This is a genomic window from Sediminibacillus massiliensis (genome assembly GCF_900156915.1).
In the GTDB taxonomy this organism is placed as follows: Bacteria; Bacillota; Bacilli; order Bacillales; family Amphibacillaceae; genus Sediminibacillus_A; species Sediminibacillus_A massiliensis.
Map to the genome: position 1 here is coordinate 586,888 of NZ_LT732535.1, position 13,835 is coordinate 600,722.

15 protein-coding genes are annotated in these 13,835 nt (G+C 41.5%); 3 read left to right on the top strand and 12 right to left on the bottom strand.

The genetic code is table 11. The features are described 5' to 3' along the window. Nucleotides 1–43: 43 nt before the first annotated feature. Genes CZ434_RS03680 through CZ434_RS03690 form a run of 3 tightly spaced genes read right to left on the bottom strand, consistent with a single transcriptional unit; the run spans nt 44 to nt 3,075 of the window. Nucleotides 44–457 carry a CoA-binding protein gene (locus CZ434_RS03680; RefSeq protein ID WP_077621858.1) on the bottom strand — a complete coding sequence of 138 codons (414 nt, stop codon included), beginning with the start codon at nt 455–457 and terminating at the stop codon, nt 44–46. A 27-nt stretch (nt 458–484) separates the two neighbouring features. Then, nucleotides 485–2,011, bottom strand: coding sequence for an ABC transporter permease/substrate-binding protein (locus CZ434_RS03685; protein WP_077621859.1), 1,527 nt, complete (start codon nt 2,009–2,011; stop codon nt 485–487). Next, nucleotides 2,008–3,075 (bottom strand): ABC transporter ATP-binding protein, encoded by a 1,068-nt coding sequence (locus CZ434_RS03690; RefSeq protein WP_077621860.1) that lies wholly within the window; start codon nt 3,073–3,075, stop codon nt 2,008–2,010. Before CZ434_RS03690 ends, CZ434_RS03685 begins: the two co-directional genes overlap by 4 nt. A gap of 159 nt (nt 3,076–3,234) precedes the next feature. Here CZ434_RS03690 and plsY point away from each other — a divergent pair, with 159 nt between their 5' ends. The 3 genes from plsY to yidD all read left to right on the top strand — a co-directional run bounded on the left by plsY (nt 3,235) and on the right by yidD (nt 5,088). Continuing rightward, entirely contained in the window at nt 3,235–3,816 is a 582-nt protein-coding gene (plsY, locus tag CZ434_RS03695; protein ID WP_077621861.1) for a glycerol-3-phosphate 1-O-acyltransferase PlsY, read from the top strand. Between the two features lie 101 nt (nt 3,817–3,917). Then, the gene (gene folE2, locus CZ434_RS03700; RefSeq protein WP_077621862.1) at nt 3,918–4,856 is read left to right on the top strand and encodes a GTP cyclohydrolase FolE2; all 939 of its coding nucleotides are present in this window, start codon (nt 3,918–3,920) and stop codon (nt 4,854–4,856) included. A 1-nt stretch (nt 4,857) separates the two neighbouring features. Further along, nucleotides 4,858–5,088 carry a membrane protein insertion efficiency factor YidD gene (gene yidD / locus CZ434_RS03705; protein WP_077621863.1) on the top strand — a complete coding sequence of 77 codons (231 nt, stop codon included), beginning with the start codon at nt 4,858–4,860 and terminating at the stop codon, nt 5,086–5,088. A gap of 49 nt (nt 5,089–5,137) precedes the next feature. On the opposite strand, the gene rsgA is transcribed toward yidD, so the two are convergent. The 9 genes from rsgA to acnA form a co-directional block, all read right to left on the bottom strand. Continuing rightward, nucleotides 5,138–6,205 carry a ribosome small subunit-dependent GTPase A gene (gene rsgA, locus CZ434_RS03710; protein WP_077621864.1) on the bottom strand — a complete coding sequence of 356 codons (1,068 nt, stop codon included), beginning with the start codon at nt 6,203–6,205 and terminating at the stop codon, nt 5,138–5,140. A gap of 272 nt (nt 6,206–6,477) precedes the next feature. Beyond that, nucleotides 6,478–6,780, bottom strand: coding sequence for a hypothetical protein (locus tag CZ434_RS03715; RefSeq protein ID WP_077621865.1), 303 nt, complete (start codon nt 6,778–6,780; stop codon nt 6,478–6,480). A 2-nt stretch (nt 6,781–6,782) separates the two neighbouring features. After that, nucleotides 6,783–7,208: an acyl-CoA thioesterase gene (locus CZ434_RS03720; RefSeq protein WP_077621866.1), complete on the bottom strand. Its 426-nt coding sequence runs from the start codon at nt 7,206–7,208 to the stop codon at nt 6,783–6,785. After that, nucleotides 7,205–9,511 (bottom strand): AAA family ATPase, encoded by a 2,307-nt coding sequence (locus tag CZ434_RS03725; RefSeq protein ID WP_342745655.1) that lies wholly within the window; start codon nt 9,509–9,511, stop codon nt 7,205–7,207. Before CZ434_RS03725 ends, CZ434_RS03720 begins: the two co-directional genes overlap by 4 nt. A 122-nt stretch (nt 9,512–9,633) precedes the next feature. After that, on the bottom strand, nt 9,634–9,876 hold the full coding sequence (gene tlp, locus CZ434_RS03730) for a small acid-soluble spore protein Tlp (protein ID WP_425442004.1): 243 nt from the start codon (nt 9,874–9,876) through the stop codon (nt 9,634–9,636). Between the two features lie 4 nt (nt 9,877–9,880). Beyond that, on the bottom strand, nt 9,881–10,024 hold the full coding sequence (locus CZ434_RS03735) for an acid-soluble spore protein N (protein ID WP_077621868.1): 144 nt from the start codon (nt 10,022–10,024) through the stop codon (nt 9,881–9,883). A gap of 109 nt (nt 10,025–10,133) precedes the next feature. Next, nucleotides 10,134–10,262, bottom strand: coding sequence for an FbpB family small basic protein (locus tag CZ434_RS03740; protein ID WP_143262116.1), 129 nt, complete (start codon nt 10,260–10,262; stop codon nt 10,134–10,136). A gap of 75 nt (nt 10,263–10,337) precedes the next feature. Beyond that, nucleotides 10,338–10,907: a redoxin domain-containing protein gene (locus CZ434_RS03745; protein WP_245830918.1), complete on the bottom strand. Its 570-nt coding sequence runs from the start codon at nt 10,905–10,907 to the stop codon at nt 10,338–10,340. A gap of 191 nt (nt 10,908–11,098) precedes the next feature. Then, nucleotides 11,099–13,807 carry an aconitate hydratase AcnA gene (acnA, locus tag CZ434_RS03750; RefSeq protein ID WP_077621870.1) on the bottom strand — a complete coding sequence of 903 codons (2,709 nt, stop codon included), beginning with the start codon at nt 13,805–13,807 and terminating at the stop codon, nt 11,099–11,101. Nucleotides 13,808–13,835: the final 28 nt, after the last annotated feature.

The following is a 13,835-nucleotide window of genomic DNA, read 5'->3' on the forward strand; positions in this document are numbered from 1 at the left end:
CCGATAACCATGAAAAAAACCCTGCCTGAGCAGGGTCAATCCTTTATTTCACCAAGGAATGTGCCACTTTTATGCACATATCCATTATTACAGTAAACTCATGATCAATCAAATAGTCGTAAGCTTCCTGGTTATAAACACCTTGCTGCGCCCAGAATACTCTCGCGTTTGTCTTCACGGCCTGTTCAGCCAAATCCGGCAAATATTCCGACCTCCGGAATACATTGATAATATCGATAGGTTCATTGACAAGATCAAGTGAGCCGTACGCTTTCTCTCCGAGACTCTCGGAGATTTCAGGATTAACAGGGATTATCCGGTAACCGCTGTTTTGCATGGCTTTGGATACATGGTAGGAAGTTCTTGCGGGATTGTCTGATAACCCCACTACTGCAATGGTTTTCGCATTCTCCAGGATACTCTTTATTTCTTGTTGTGCAGGATTTTGAAAAGGCATATGAATTTCCCCTCTCTTTTTGATTCTTTAATTTAATAACCCTTCATTTTCAAGAAATTCTCTGGCTACTTCTTCATGGCTTCTGCCTTCATAATCAACTTGATAATTCATTTCCCTCATTTGTTCATCTGTAATCTTTCCTGACAATTGGTTCAATATCTCTTCTAGTTCCGGATGCTTCTCAAGCGTTTCTTGTCTTAATAAAGGTGCACCCTGGTACGGCGGGAATAGGTTTTGATCATCTTCAAGAGTGGTCAAATTCAATTCCACCATGTAACTGGAAGTAGAGTAGGCATCAATAATATCGACTTGCCCAGATTCTATCGCTTCCTGTCTAATCCCTGGCTCCATCGTCCGGACGTCTCCGAATTCAATTCCGTAAACGTCCTGAATACCGACATATCCATCTTCTCTGTCATTGAATTCAAGTGTGAATCCTGCAGTCATTTCATCTGCAATCCCTTCTAAATCGCTTATGGTCTCAAGGCCGTTTTCCTCTGCAAACTGCTCGGTCGTAGCCAGTGCGTAAGTGTTGTTGAATTGCATCGGTTCCAGATAAGCCATATTGTAGCGTTCCATCATTCCCTGTTTTGCCTGTTGATAGACTTCTGCGGGATCGGTGCTTTCAGCTTGTTCTTCCAAATGAGTCACAATCGCAGTACCTGTAAATTCTGGATATATATCGATGCTCCCTTGCTTCAATGCGCTGAATACAAAGGCAGTTTTCCCAAGACCTGGTTCCAGTTCGACATTCAAATCTGTTCCATCTTCGATCAATAATTTGTACATATTGATCAAGATAGTCGGCTCGGCATTTAACTTTCCGCCAATAACAATATCTTCTTGTTGTGAGGAAGTGTTCACAAACAGGGGAGTTATGACAACCAGTAACGAAATAATCAACATAATTACCAAAGATTTAAACCCGGATTTTGCCGAAGTCCGTTCAAAAAAACGGAGTATTACATCCAGCAAAATTGCCAGCAACGCTGCGGGAATCGCACCAAGCAAGATAAGATTGAGGTCTCCACCACGGTCTATACCCAGGAGAATCAACTCACCCAGCCCGCCTGCTCCTATCAAAGCGGCAATAGTCGTTGTCCCCACGATCAGTACCATCGATGTCCTTATACCAGCCATGATAACGGGCATGGCCAGCGGTAGCTCAATCTTCGAAAGTCTTCGGAAAGAATTCATCCCCATACCTGTTGCCGCTTCCTTCAGAGCTGGATCCACTTCCTTGATGCCGGTGTATGTATTCCGCAATATCGGCAAGAGTGCATAAGCAATCAAAGCCACGATCGCCGGCTGCTTTCCGATACCCAAAAAAGGGATTAAAAAGGCAAGCACAGCCAAGCTCGGGATGGTCTGCATTATTGCTGAAATGCCGATGATTGGTTCAGCTACTCCCTTATACCTTGTCAACAACAGTCCTAACGGAACGGCGATCAGTATCGCAATCAAGAGAGAGATTACCGAAATTTGCAAGTGTTCCCAAATCTTTTCCAATAACATATCACTTCTACTTTGAAATACATTGATAAATTCATTCATTGGTGGACCACCCCGTTTTCCACCTTAGTTTTACTTTCCAAGAAATGAACGATATCTTCGTACGAAAGCGTACCGATAACTTGATTGTCTTTCACTACTGGTAAAATATTCGTTTCATATTCACGAAATAATTTTGTTGCTTTGATTAAGGGAATGTCATTCGGCAACTCTGGATGCTCAAGCTTTTCACCATTTATGTAAGTTCCTTCGTATTCCATGTTCTCTCCAGTGATGATATAGAGTGTACGCGGATTGAAATTTGTTCTCTGGTACTGCAAATAGGAGATCGTTTTGGAAAACGTGTCATCCATAATTACATCGACAGCCGTCTGCCATGGAGATTTTTTCTCGCCGATAAATTCCTTAACAAAATCGTTGTTTGGATGTAAAATTAGATTTTGCGGTTTGTCGGCTTGAACGATTTCCCCTTCTTTCATCAAACAGACCTTGTCGCCAAGGGCCATCGCTTCATCAATATCATGTGTGACAAAAACGATCGTTTTCTTAATTTCTTTATGAAGCTTGCGAACATCTTGTTGCAGTTGTTCTCTTGTAATAGGATCCAATGCACTGAACGGTTCATCCATCAGGATGATATCCGGATCTGCAGCCAATGCCCTGATTACACCGATCCGTTGCTGCTGGCCGCCTGAAAGCTCGGCGGGTTTCCTGTTTCGATACTGATCCGGATCAAGACCAACCATTTCCATTAATTCATTAATTCTGTCGTTCATTTTGCTCTTTTTCCATTTTCTCATTTCTGGGACGACTGTAATATTTTCTGCTACGGTCATGTGTGGAAATAAGGCAATCTCTTGTAATACATAGCCAATATTCCAACGGAGTTCATGGACATTATAATCCAGGATATTTCGGCCGTTGATTTTGATAGTGCCTTCAGTGGGCTCAATCAGCCGGTTGATCATTTTCATCGTGGTTGTCTTCCCACACCCGCTGGGTCCTATCAAAGTGATGAATTCACCGTTTTTGGCAGTTAGATTCAAATTTTTTATGGCTTGGGTGCCATCTGGATAGATTTTTGACACATTCTGAAATTCGATCATAAAATTCTCCCTTTACATAGTAAATATTATCTATCTTCCCTAATTAAATCGATGGCAAACAGAATATAACTTGATTTTTTTCTGCAATTGCTGTATCTTCGCCAGCTTCATGATAAAATACGCATAGCAGTATCATATCCTGATAAGGAGTTTTCGCTTATGAATTATATTATTTTTGCACTTATAGCTTATCTGATTGGCTCCATACCATTCGGATTAATAGTCGGAAAGGTCGGTTACAAAATCGATATCAGAGAACACGGCAGCGGGAACCTGGGTGGAACTAATTCCTTCCGGGTGCTTGGATTTAAAGCAGGAATGCTTGTGACTTTGTCTGATATCCTGAAAGGAACCTTGGCTACTGTTCTGCCGATCCTTTTTTCAGCAAATGTCAATCCAATTGTTATCGGAATTTTTGCGGTCATCGGGCATATGTATCCCGTTTTCGCTAAATTCAAAGGAGGAAAGGCTGTCGCAACTTCTGGAGGGGTAATCCTCGGAGCCAACCCACTAGTATTCCTGATTATCCTATTAACTTTCTTTCTTGCGCTGTATTTGACAAAGTATGTATCGCTATCTTCGATGATAACAGGTATTGTCGCAGTTATCGTCAGTTTTGCTTTCCGGGAAACCGGTCTGCTGATCGTCACAGCTTTATTGACCATTTTTGTTTTTTACCGACACAGGGCCAACATCAAACGAATCATCAATAAAACCGAACCAAAGATAACATGGATGTAATCTGAATAGCGATGGCTGTTAACACAGATGCTCAAGATTGAATAATATCGCCACCTTTAATATACTTTTGTTAGCTCTAGAGGCTGAAAGGAGTCAAAGCTATGAATAAAATGGATATTAAACCGCAGAGAAAACTGCCGAGTAAAGAAGAACGGCATAAATTGTTTGGATCAGTAGCTCCGGGGCCCAGAACGAAGCCAGTCACCAAAGAAAAAATGGCAGACTTGCAAAATTCAAAAAAAGATTTTCTTTTTGATATAGATGCAGTCGGTATTTCCAATGTGAAAAATCCGATAAATATAATCAGCAGTCTAAAACCGGTCAATCAAACGACTATTGCCAACTTTCGCTTCACATCAAAAATCGACCGCGGAAGCAAGGGTACGAATATGAGCAGGTTCACCGAGCAACTTGATGCATATTATAACAACGGCTATATAATAGATATTAAAACGCTAAAAGAGTTTACCAAAGATCTTACAGAGCGTTTAAACCAACATAATGCGGAAATGGAGATCACCTTCCCTTGGTTCTTCGAAAGAAGTGCTCCCTCTTCAGGTATGGCCGGGTTAAATCATGCGGATGCAGGGATGAAAGTGTCCTATGATATAAATAAGGGCCACAAAGTAGAAGTTTCTTTATCAGGGACAATCACTACACTTTGCCCGTGTTCCAAGGAAATCAGTGAATATAGTGCCCATAACCAGCGAGGGATTGTTTCCATGTCGGTAGTACTTTCTGAGAATTTTGATGAAACGGAAACAGACTGGAAAGCAGCACTGCTGGAAGCTGCGGAGAGTAATGCAAGTGCCAGAATCCATCCCGTTTTGAAAAGACCAGATGAAAAAATGGTTACAGAGCAAGCCTTCGAAAATCCCAGATTTGTGGAAGATATCGTCAGATTGGTAGCAGCGGATCTTTATGAAATGCCCTTTGTCGAGAAATTTTCGATTTCCTGCACAAATGAAGAATCCATTCATTTACACGATGCTGTAGCTTCCCTTTCCTATGATAAAAGGAAAGAGACTGGAAATCATTAAAATGACTCGGATATTTATATTTCTGATAAAAATTTATCAGAAAGTCATAAGTCCCATCAAACCGCCTACTTGCCGATTTTATCCTACTTGCTCTCAATACGGGTTGGAATCATTCCGTCGCTTCGGTACTTGGAAAGGCGGTATATTGACCATTACAAGAATATTGAAATGCCACCCCTTTCATCCGGGCGGATTCGACCCTGTGCCGGAAAAGAAAAAGCAGTCAAATTAAAAAAAGAAACGACCTTTCGAGAAATACGAATGGTCGTTTCTTTTTGGTTTTAATGTTTTGGCCGGTGGAACCTCGTTCTGTCTCCCGCAATTTTCTTCCACTTTTGCTTTTCCTGCAATTGAGCACGTTTATCAGCTTTCCGTTCAAAATATGCTTGTTCTTTCTGAAGCTTTTTATAGTTGGAAAGCCTTTCAGGAGAGAGGCTGCCATTTTCTATAGCTGCCAGGACAGCGCAACCGGGTTCTGATCCGTGTGAACAGTCTCTGAACCGGCACTCTTCCGATATCGCTTCAATATCGTCAAACCCAGCAACAATGCCTTCATTGCTGTCCCACAATTGCAGCTCTCTCATACCTGGAGTGTCGATTAATATACCACCGCCAGGCAATAAGACCATCTCTCTATGTGTGGTAGTATGGCGTCCTTTGTCGTCCCCATGTCTTACTTCTTGCACAGCCAATGATTGTTTCCCGGACAACCGGTTGGCTAAAGTGGACTTCCCGGCTCCCGATGAGCCAAGAAGTGCGACTGTTTGCCCTGTCGTTAAATGCTGCGTCAAATCCCCAAATCCTTCGTTTGTGATAGAGCTTACTGCATAAACAGGTACTCCCATTGCTACACTTTCCACTTCTTTAATCCTGCTTTCAACTTCTTCACACAAGTCTTTTTTTGTTAACACGATGACAGGTTTTGCCCCACTTTCCCATGTCAGCACCAAATAACGTTCTATTCTTCTGAGGTTGAAATCCAAATTAAGAGCGTTCACCAGAAAGACAGTATCGATATTGGTGGCAATAATCTGCTCTTCCGTCGTTTCTCCTGCAGTTTTTCTCGAAAACTTGCTCCTTCTAGGCAGAATATGTTGAATAATTGCATTAGATTCTTCCCCGCCGGTTTCGAAGATTACCCAATCGCCGACAGCAGGGTAATCCCGACGTTCTTGTGATTGGTATCTCATCTTGCCGGAAATTTCAGCAAATCTTTCTCCATTTTCTGTAAAAATCCGATATAAACCTTTATATTCGGTACATACTCTTCCTATCTCAACTTCAGTGGATCCATACTCCGACGCAAGCGAAGAAAAATGATCATTCAAACCAATTTGTTTTAAATCCAATGTACTTCCTCCTATGGCACTAAAAAAAGAGACTATATGACACAGTCTCTTTTTCAGCAGTCAATTTTAATAAGAAACCATGGTTGGCAAGCACTGCCCATGGATCAATTTTAAAGGAAAGTACAAAGATATCCGACAGGCAGTGCTATATTATTATCTTTGAAAACACTTTTCGATTTTTCCATAGCACATACCTCCTTTGTCATTTGTTACTATCATTATATGCTAAATTTACAAAATGTAAACAAATATATATGGTTAAGGATTAAATCCTATACCAATTTAAAACGGTGAAGTTGGTTCCATTGCTCCTCTGCAATCAAGATTTCTTTCTGCCTGTTTCCGAGCAAATCAAAGTGGGGATAACATTTATCCAAATGGATCCATTCTCGAAGCAAACCATAGTGGCTTCCCCAAAGTGCCAATTTTTCTATATCGCTACAGCCTACTTTTGTCACAGTATCACAGCCGGGGAATCGACTATCAATCCAGTAGTGGGTGAGAAAAGCAATGTCACCGTTCTCCACATCCATTTTCCATTGTCTTAGTTCATCTCTTTTCAATCCAAAGGCCATGTTTATTTTTCACCCATAGCCTTCAAATAGGCTTCATGCCACTCTGGAAATACGCGTCGAATGGAAACCGGACGAAAATTATCTTTTTTGACGACAACATGTTTCGTATTACCAGAAACCGCTACCTCGCCATTCAAGTCTATAATTTGGTATCCATATTCGACTCGTAATCCATCGTAAGTGTTTATCCAAGTCTCTACTACTGCATCTTCTCCGTAACGGATGGGATGGTGAAAAGAGATATTCGCATCTACTACAGGTGATACAGCGCCCTGTTGTTCCATTTCATGATATTTGAATCCCAATTCTTCTATAAAAGCGGTCCGCCCGATTTCAAACCAAACCAGATAATTAGCATGGTATACTACCCCCATCTGGTCTGTTTCCTGGTATCTTACTTTTATTGTTGTCTTCACTGACTTCTTCAAGATTTCTTCCCCCTGACAGTATCCCAAGCTTGTTGGAAATCCTGTTTTATAAGTTGTTGATCGAGCAAATCTGCAGGCTGTCCATTCATCATACGCAATGCCTGGAATTGTATTGCTTCATCGACCAAATTGACAATAAACCTGGCATTCCCCTCGATTGTTTGCTTCATGAAGTTTTCCTGTAAATACTCGATAGCGGAATTGCCGGCTTCATATTGATATTTGGACAGATGAAACTTCGTTATTTCGACAAGCTCTTCCGGTAGGTAGTCCCGAAACAAAAAATACTTTTTGAATCTGGATTCCAGCCCAGGATTGCTTTCAATAAATCGCTCCATCTCTTGTTCGTATCCTGCAAGGATGACCACTAAATTCTCATTATGTTTAGTCATTTCATCTACTAGCGTATCAATTGCTTCTTTCCCGAAATCTTTATCACCACGATAGAGGGAGTATGCTTCATCAATGAACAACACACCTCCCAGAGCTTCCCGGACCTTCTGCTTTGTTTTAATAGCTGTTTGTCCTACATAACCGGCAACCAAATCGCTTCTGGAAGCTACAACTAAATGTCCTCTTTTCAGCAAGCCACAATGATTCAGAATTTGGGAATATATATTCGCAACTGTCGTCTTTCCTGTTCCCGGGTTTCCGGAAAAAACAGCATGCATCTGAACAGGGATATTCGGCAATCCATTCTGCTTTCTTTGCTGCTGAACTTGAACAAACGATGATAACTTCTTCACTTCTTCCTTGACGTTTCCGAGGCCGATTAAATCATCAAGTTGCTTGATCGGGTCTTCGCTTTGATTCCCTTTGTCAGCAAAGTGAAGATCGCCTGCTTCTATTCTCATATGGTCAAGCCAATTTTCCTCGGTGCCCCTGCTTTTATAAGCCCCTTTGTGGAAAATGGCCTTCAAAACAAGGTCTCTCACAGTTCTCGCATTTCCAAAGGTCTCATCTACACGGGACTGTTCAATTAAATCCTCGAATTTGTTCAGTGCCTCTTTGGTGAAAAAGTAATCATTATCCAATGCCGTTTTTTCTGCTATTTGGAGTAGTTCACTTGTACGAAAATCCGGAAGGTGAATATGGTTTTGTTCTGGAAATCGGCTTCGCAGACCCGGATTCGACCAGAGAAATTGTCTCATTTCCTCCGGATAGCCTGCCAGAATGACCGCGAATTTGTCTGCGAGCTCTTTACTGGTCATGCTGGATACCAGGGTGTCAATCACCGCTTGTCCATAGTCATTACCAGTCTGTCCTTCTCTTTTCAAACTGTAAGCTTCATCGATAAACAATATGCCACCCACTGATTGCCTCACATAGCCAATGGTGTTTTCCTCACTTTGCCCGACATAAGACCCGACTAGATTTGAACGGTTAACTTCTGTTACCTGGTCAGTCTCCAATAGTCCCAGCTCGTGATAGATAGCGGATAATAGCCTTGCAATTGTTGTCTTACCCGTGCCGGGGTTGCCACTGATCACCATATGCAGACCTGGTTCGTCCATTATATTGAAACCAAGTTCCCGTCGTTCTTTTTGGTATTTCAGATAATGGTAATATTGATTGATATAACGCTTCACATCCTCCAGCCCTATCATCTCATCGAGTGTTTTAAGAGGATCCTGCTTTGCTGTTTTTTTAAATGCTGTCGGAAAACTTTCATACAAGTCAATTCCAAGTTGGTATATATCTTTCACTTCCCTGTTTAATGAAGTGACAGGTATCGTTTTTTTCTTGTTTTCAATAGCGAACACTGTCTCTTCCAGCATTCCACTAAGGTCTACCAATTTTTCAATAAGCTCTTGTTTGATTTCTTCCGCGCCGGAAAGAACGTTCTGACGAAGAAAATCTTCCGAGTTGTAACCCTTTTCGTATAAAAAAACTTTGATTTTCGCTAACAAGTCTTGCGTTTTTTTCAACTTTGCAGGGTCAAAATCGGTTTCCCTCATCGCCCAATTTTTTAAATCGATTTTGTCCAAATCAGTATACAGCTGTAATAATTGCCTGACATCATTTAACTCAGTCAAAACTTTTGATTGAACGCCAACTGCTTCGGCTTCACGCAATAATTTTTCCACTATTTGATCATCATCGAAATTTCTCATTAATCGATAGAACGCTACTATGCTATATAATTGAGCTATTTCCATTTCCGCGAAAGAGGCATCATGATGCTGTACTTGATCGATAAATCTTAAGGCCTCTACTTCCATTATCGGAGGAGATTCATCAATAGTTGACCATGACTGTAATTTCTCTCGTAATTCATTAGTGATATTGTTTTCAGCTACCAACTATTTTCGCTCCTTTCTGTCATAAATATTCTATCACAGCCCGTAATTATTGTTGATTAACGTGCATTGAGGCTTTGTTGTCAAACGAAAAGGAGCCCCAGTGCCGGGCTCCTTTCCACTTTCTATTGTCCTTGTTGGTGTCGAAATTCGTCTTTGATTTCCTGTCTCAGCCCACGAATCGATTCTTCCCTGCGGGCGTTCTTAGCTTTGATTTGTTCTTTCTCTTCACCAGAGGCAAACTTCATTGTGTCATGGGATGCTTCAAGGTTTTCGATGGTATTTTGGACCATTTCCTGAAGTTTTTCTACATTGTCTTCACGGTTGTCAGGATTTGGCTGTGTATTATGTTCCCTCATAAATGTCAACCTCCTATTCACCTTTTGTTTGAATGACCTTCGGCTGCTTGTTTGTTTTGACCTGCATTTGCTTGCCTTTATTTCCCCCGGCATCCAAGGATTGTGTACCTAGGTGCCTTGGCCGGAAGTGTTTACTATCTCTTTTCGGATTGCCCATGCTGCATCCCCTTTCTAATCAGGATGTAAGAATATTATTTGCTTCACCCACACGGCCTATGCTAGCAATACTTGGAGTCTTTTTATTCGGGCACAAAAAAAAGCAACAATCAGTTGCTTTTTTTTGCATTCCATTTTTGTTCCATTCTCTCTTCGATTTGTTCAAGCAGGCTGCTATCCTGAAGGATTTGATCCCTGTTTTCCTTGATAAGATCTTCTAAAGACTTTTTTTTCCGCAAAGAAATGATAACCCTCTCCTTTTCACTCGTCTATTAATAAAAGGATTACCATTTTTCAGAAAAATATAAGCCTTTTTACATTTTCTGCAAAGTTTCTTCCATATAATCCAGGGTCATCGGTCCCGATATCACTTCACTAATAATACCATCTCTATCAATAAAGTAAGTGGTGGGTATATTTAATACACGATAACTCTCTGTTACTTCGGCTTCATTATCCAAAAGGACATCAAAGGTGAATCTTCCACGATTAACAAATTCCTTGACCTTGTTTATACCGCCAAGTTCGGTATTAGTTGCATTTACAGCTAAAATCTCCACTTCACCTTTATACTTTTCTTCAACCTTCTGGATGGAAGGCATTTCTTCTTCACATGGGCCACACCAAGTTGCCCAGAAATTGATAATTACCTTCTTCCCCCTTAAATCCGAAAGGTGAAAAGAGTCGCCATTCAAGCCTTCAAGTTTAAAATCAGGTGCAGTCTGACCTGCTTTCAATCCCTCTTCTGCATTGGGTGCCACCATATAAGCGCTTTCCGCTTCCGATTGAACTTCGGTACCTTTGCTGTTGTCTTCTTTAACGTTATATATAAAAACCACGATTAAACTCAGTAAGAATAAACTAGCTGCTATCTGCTTTATCAATGTTTCCACATCCTTAACAAATATTAATAGTTAGGGGACTATTAACAAGTTATGTAAAGATTATCATTCCATGACTGCCCTTATTACATACTAATTATATTTGTCTGAGATGTAAAGTTATAAAAAATGGGCAAAATAGCCTCAAATAAAAAAAGCAGCCCGGAAAATCGGGCCACTCTTAATTTATCGTATTAATTCATTTCCAACTTGTTTCTGAGCACCATTTGCAAAATGCCACCATGACGATAGTAATCGATCTCGACTTCACTGTCGAATCTGGCAATTGCTTTAAAAGTTGTTTCATTGCCGTCTTCATCAGTTGCAGTCACACTTACAAGGTCATGAGGTTTTACCGACTCATCGATTTCTACACTGAATGATTCTTTTCCGGTAAGACCCAGTGAATCAGCGCTTTCGCCATTTTGGAATTGAAGTGGTAGTACACCCATCATAACAAGGTTCGAACGGTGGATTCGCTCAAAGCTCTCGGCAATGACTGTCTTTATTCCAAGCAGGTTGGTACCTTTAGCAGCCCAGTCGCGAGAACTTCCCATACCATAATCTTTACCTGCCATTACAATGAGACCAGTGTTATCTTGTTGGTATTTCATTGCAGCATCATAGATAGGCATGACTTCCTCTGTCGGCCAGTAAGTTGTATAACCACCTTCAGTGCCGGGAGCCAGCAGATTACGAATACGGATGTTCGCAAACGTACCTCTCATCATCACTTCGTGGTTACCTCGACGAGATCCGTACGAATTGAAATTACGCGGGGACACGTCTTTTGCTTGCAAGTATTTACCGGCTGGCATATCCTTAGCTATTGCCCCAGCAGGAGAAATATGGTCGGTTGTTACCGAGTCACCGAATTTCCCGATTGCACGGAGGCCGTTTAATGGTTTAACTTCACTCGCTTCTTTGGATAGACCTTCGAAGAACGGTGGGTTTTGAATGTAAGTAGATTCAGAATCCCACTTATACAAAGGTTGATCAGTCGTTTCGATTTCATTCCATTTTTCATTTGACTCAAATACCTGCTCATACTCCTTACGGAAGATTTCAGGCGTTACTACATTGGCAACTTCTTGTTTTATTTCATCAATTGATGGCCAAATATCATTGAAGAAAACATCATTTCCATCTTTGTCTTTGCCGATTGGATCATTTTTGAGGTCGACATCAACAGTCCCAGCCAACGCATAAGCCACAACCAACGGAGGAGAGGCAAGATAATTGGCTTTAACCAACGGATGAATACGCCCTTCAAAGTTCCTGTTACCAGAAAGAACGGAAGAAACAGTAAGGTCGTTATCCGCGATTGCTTCCTCGATTTCAGGAGAAAGAGGTCCCGAGTTACCAATACATGTCGTACATCCATAACCAACGAGGTTAAAACCTAACTGGTCCAAATAAGTCATCAAACCAGAATCTTCCAGATAGCGGGTAACGACTTTTGAACCAGGGGCCAACGATGTCTTAACATAGGCTGGTACTTCCAAACCTTTATCGACAGCTTTTTTGGCCAACAATCCTGCACCCAACATAACATATGGATTGGATGTATTTGTACAGGATGTGATAGCAGCAATAGCCACTGCTCCAGTTTTCATTACGGAGGACTTACCGCTTGGATGGTCGATTTTCACTTCTTTATCAAACTCATTTTTGTCCAAACCGAAACCTTGGTTACCTGCAGGCGCCGTAACGGCCTGATTGAATGACTCTTTCATATCGGACAATGGAATCAAATCTTGAGGACGCTTAGGTCCGGATAAATTAGGTTCCAATTCGGAAAGGTCAATTTCCACCAATTCAGTGAACTCAGGGTCCGGCTGGTCAGAAGAATACCATAAGTTATTCTCCTTGCAATACTTTTCGACAAGTTCAATTTGCTCTTCACTTCGACCCGTGAGACGAAGATAATTAAGTGATTCTTCATCTACCGGGAAGAAACCACAAGTAGCTCCATATTCCGGTGCCATGTTCGAAATAGTGGCACGGTCGGCCAGTGGCATATCTTTTAAGCCCGGTCCAAAGTATTCGACAAATTTACCCACCACATTTCGACCCCGCAGTACTTGAGTAACTTTCAGAGCAAGGTCAGTGGCTGTAGTTCCATTTGGAAAACTTCCAGTAAATTTAACACCGATCACTTCAGGGGCCGGGAAGTAAGAAGGTTGTCCGAGCATTCCTGCTTCAGCTTCGATACCACCGACGCCCCAGCCTAAGACACCAAGACCGTTGATCATCGTAGTATGTGAGTCTGTACCGACCAAAGTATCAGGAAAAGCGTCATATTCTCCGTTTTCATTCTCGATTGAATGAACTACATTAGCCAAGTATTCCAAGTTTACCTGGTGAACAATTCCAGTTGCGGGCGGAACTGCACGATAGTTGTCGAATGCTTTTTGGGCCCAGTTCAAAAATTCATAGCGTTCTATATTCCGCTCAAATTCCAGTTCCATGTTTGCCTTGAGCGCATCGGAAGTCCCATATTTATCTACTTGGACAGAATGGTCTATAACCAAATCCACCGGAACCTCAGGATTGATCTTATCTGGTGTACCACCAAGATCTACCATTGCTTTCCGAAGAGACGCCAAGTCAACTACAGCTGGAACTCCTGTGAAATCCTGCAAGATTACTCGGGAAGGCTTGAAAGGTACATCTTTCCCCTTCACATTTCCCCATTTAGCAAGTCCTTCTACATGTTCATCCTTGATGACAAATCCATCATGCTGTCTTACCAATGATTCTAGTAAAATACGAATGGAGAATGGTAGACGGGAAATATCGCCCAATCCTGCATCTTCCAAGGCTTTTAATTGGTAGTAGTTATACTTCTTACCGTTAAGTTCGAATTGTTTTTTCGCATTGTAAATGTCATTTTTTGCCATAAGATTAACGTTACCCCCTTTAGATTCT

Bases quoted from the DNA above. Each gene is read 5' to 3' on its own strand.
- CZ434_RS03680 (WP_077621858.1), bottom strand. From the start codon at position 457: ATGCCTTTTCAAAATCCTGCACAACAAGAAATAAAGAGTATCCTGGAG.
- CZ434_RS03685 (WP_077621859.1), bottom strand. From the start codon at position 2,011: ATGAATGAATTTATCAATGTATTTCAAAGTAGAAGTGATATGTTATTG.
- CZ434_RS03690 (WP_077621860.1), bottom strand. From the start codon at position 3,075: ATGATCGAATTTCAGAATGTGTCAAAAATCTATCCAGATGGCACCCAA.
- plsY (WP_077621861.1), top strand. From the start codon at position 3,235: ATGAATTATATTATTTTTGCACTTATAGCTTATCTGATTGGCTCCATA.
- folE2 (WP_077621862.1), top strand. From the start codon at position 3,918: ATGAATAAAATGGATATTAAACCGCAGAGAAAACTGCCGAGTAAAGAA.
- yidD (WP_077621863.1), top strand. From the start codon at position 4,858: ATGACTCGGATATTTATATTTCTGATAAAAATTTATCAGAAAGTCATA.
- CZ434_RS03715 (WP_077621865.1), bottom strand. From the start codon at position 6,780: ATGGCCTTTGGATTGAAAAGAGATGAACTAAGACAATGGAAAATGGAT.
- CZ434_RS03735 (WP_077621868.1), bottom strand. From the start codon at position 10,024: ATGGGCAATCCGAAAAGAGATAGTAAACACTTCCGGCCAAGGCACCTA.
- acnA (WP_077621870.1), bottom strand. From the start codon at position 13,807: ATGGCAAAAAATGACATTTACAATGCGAAAAAACAATTCGAACTTAAC.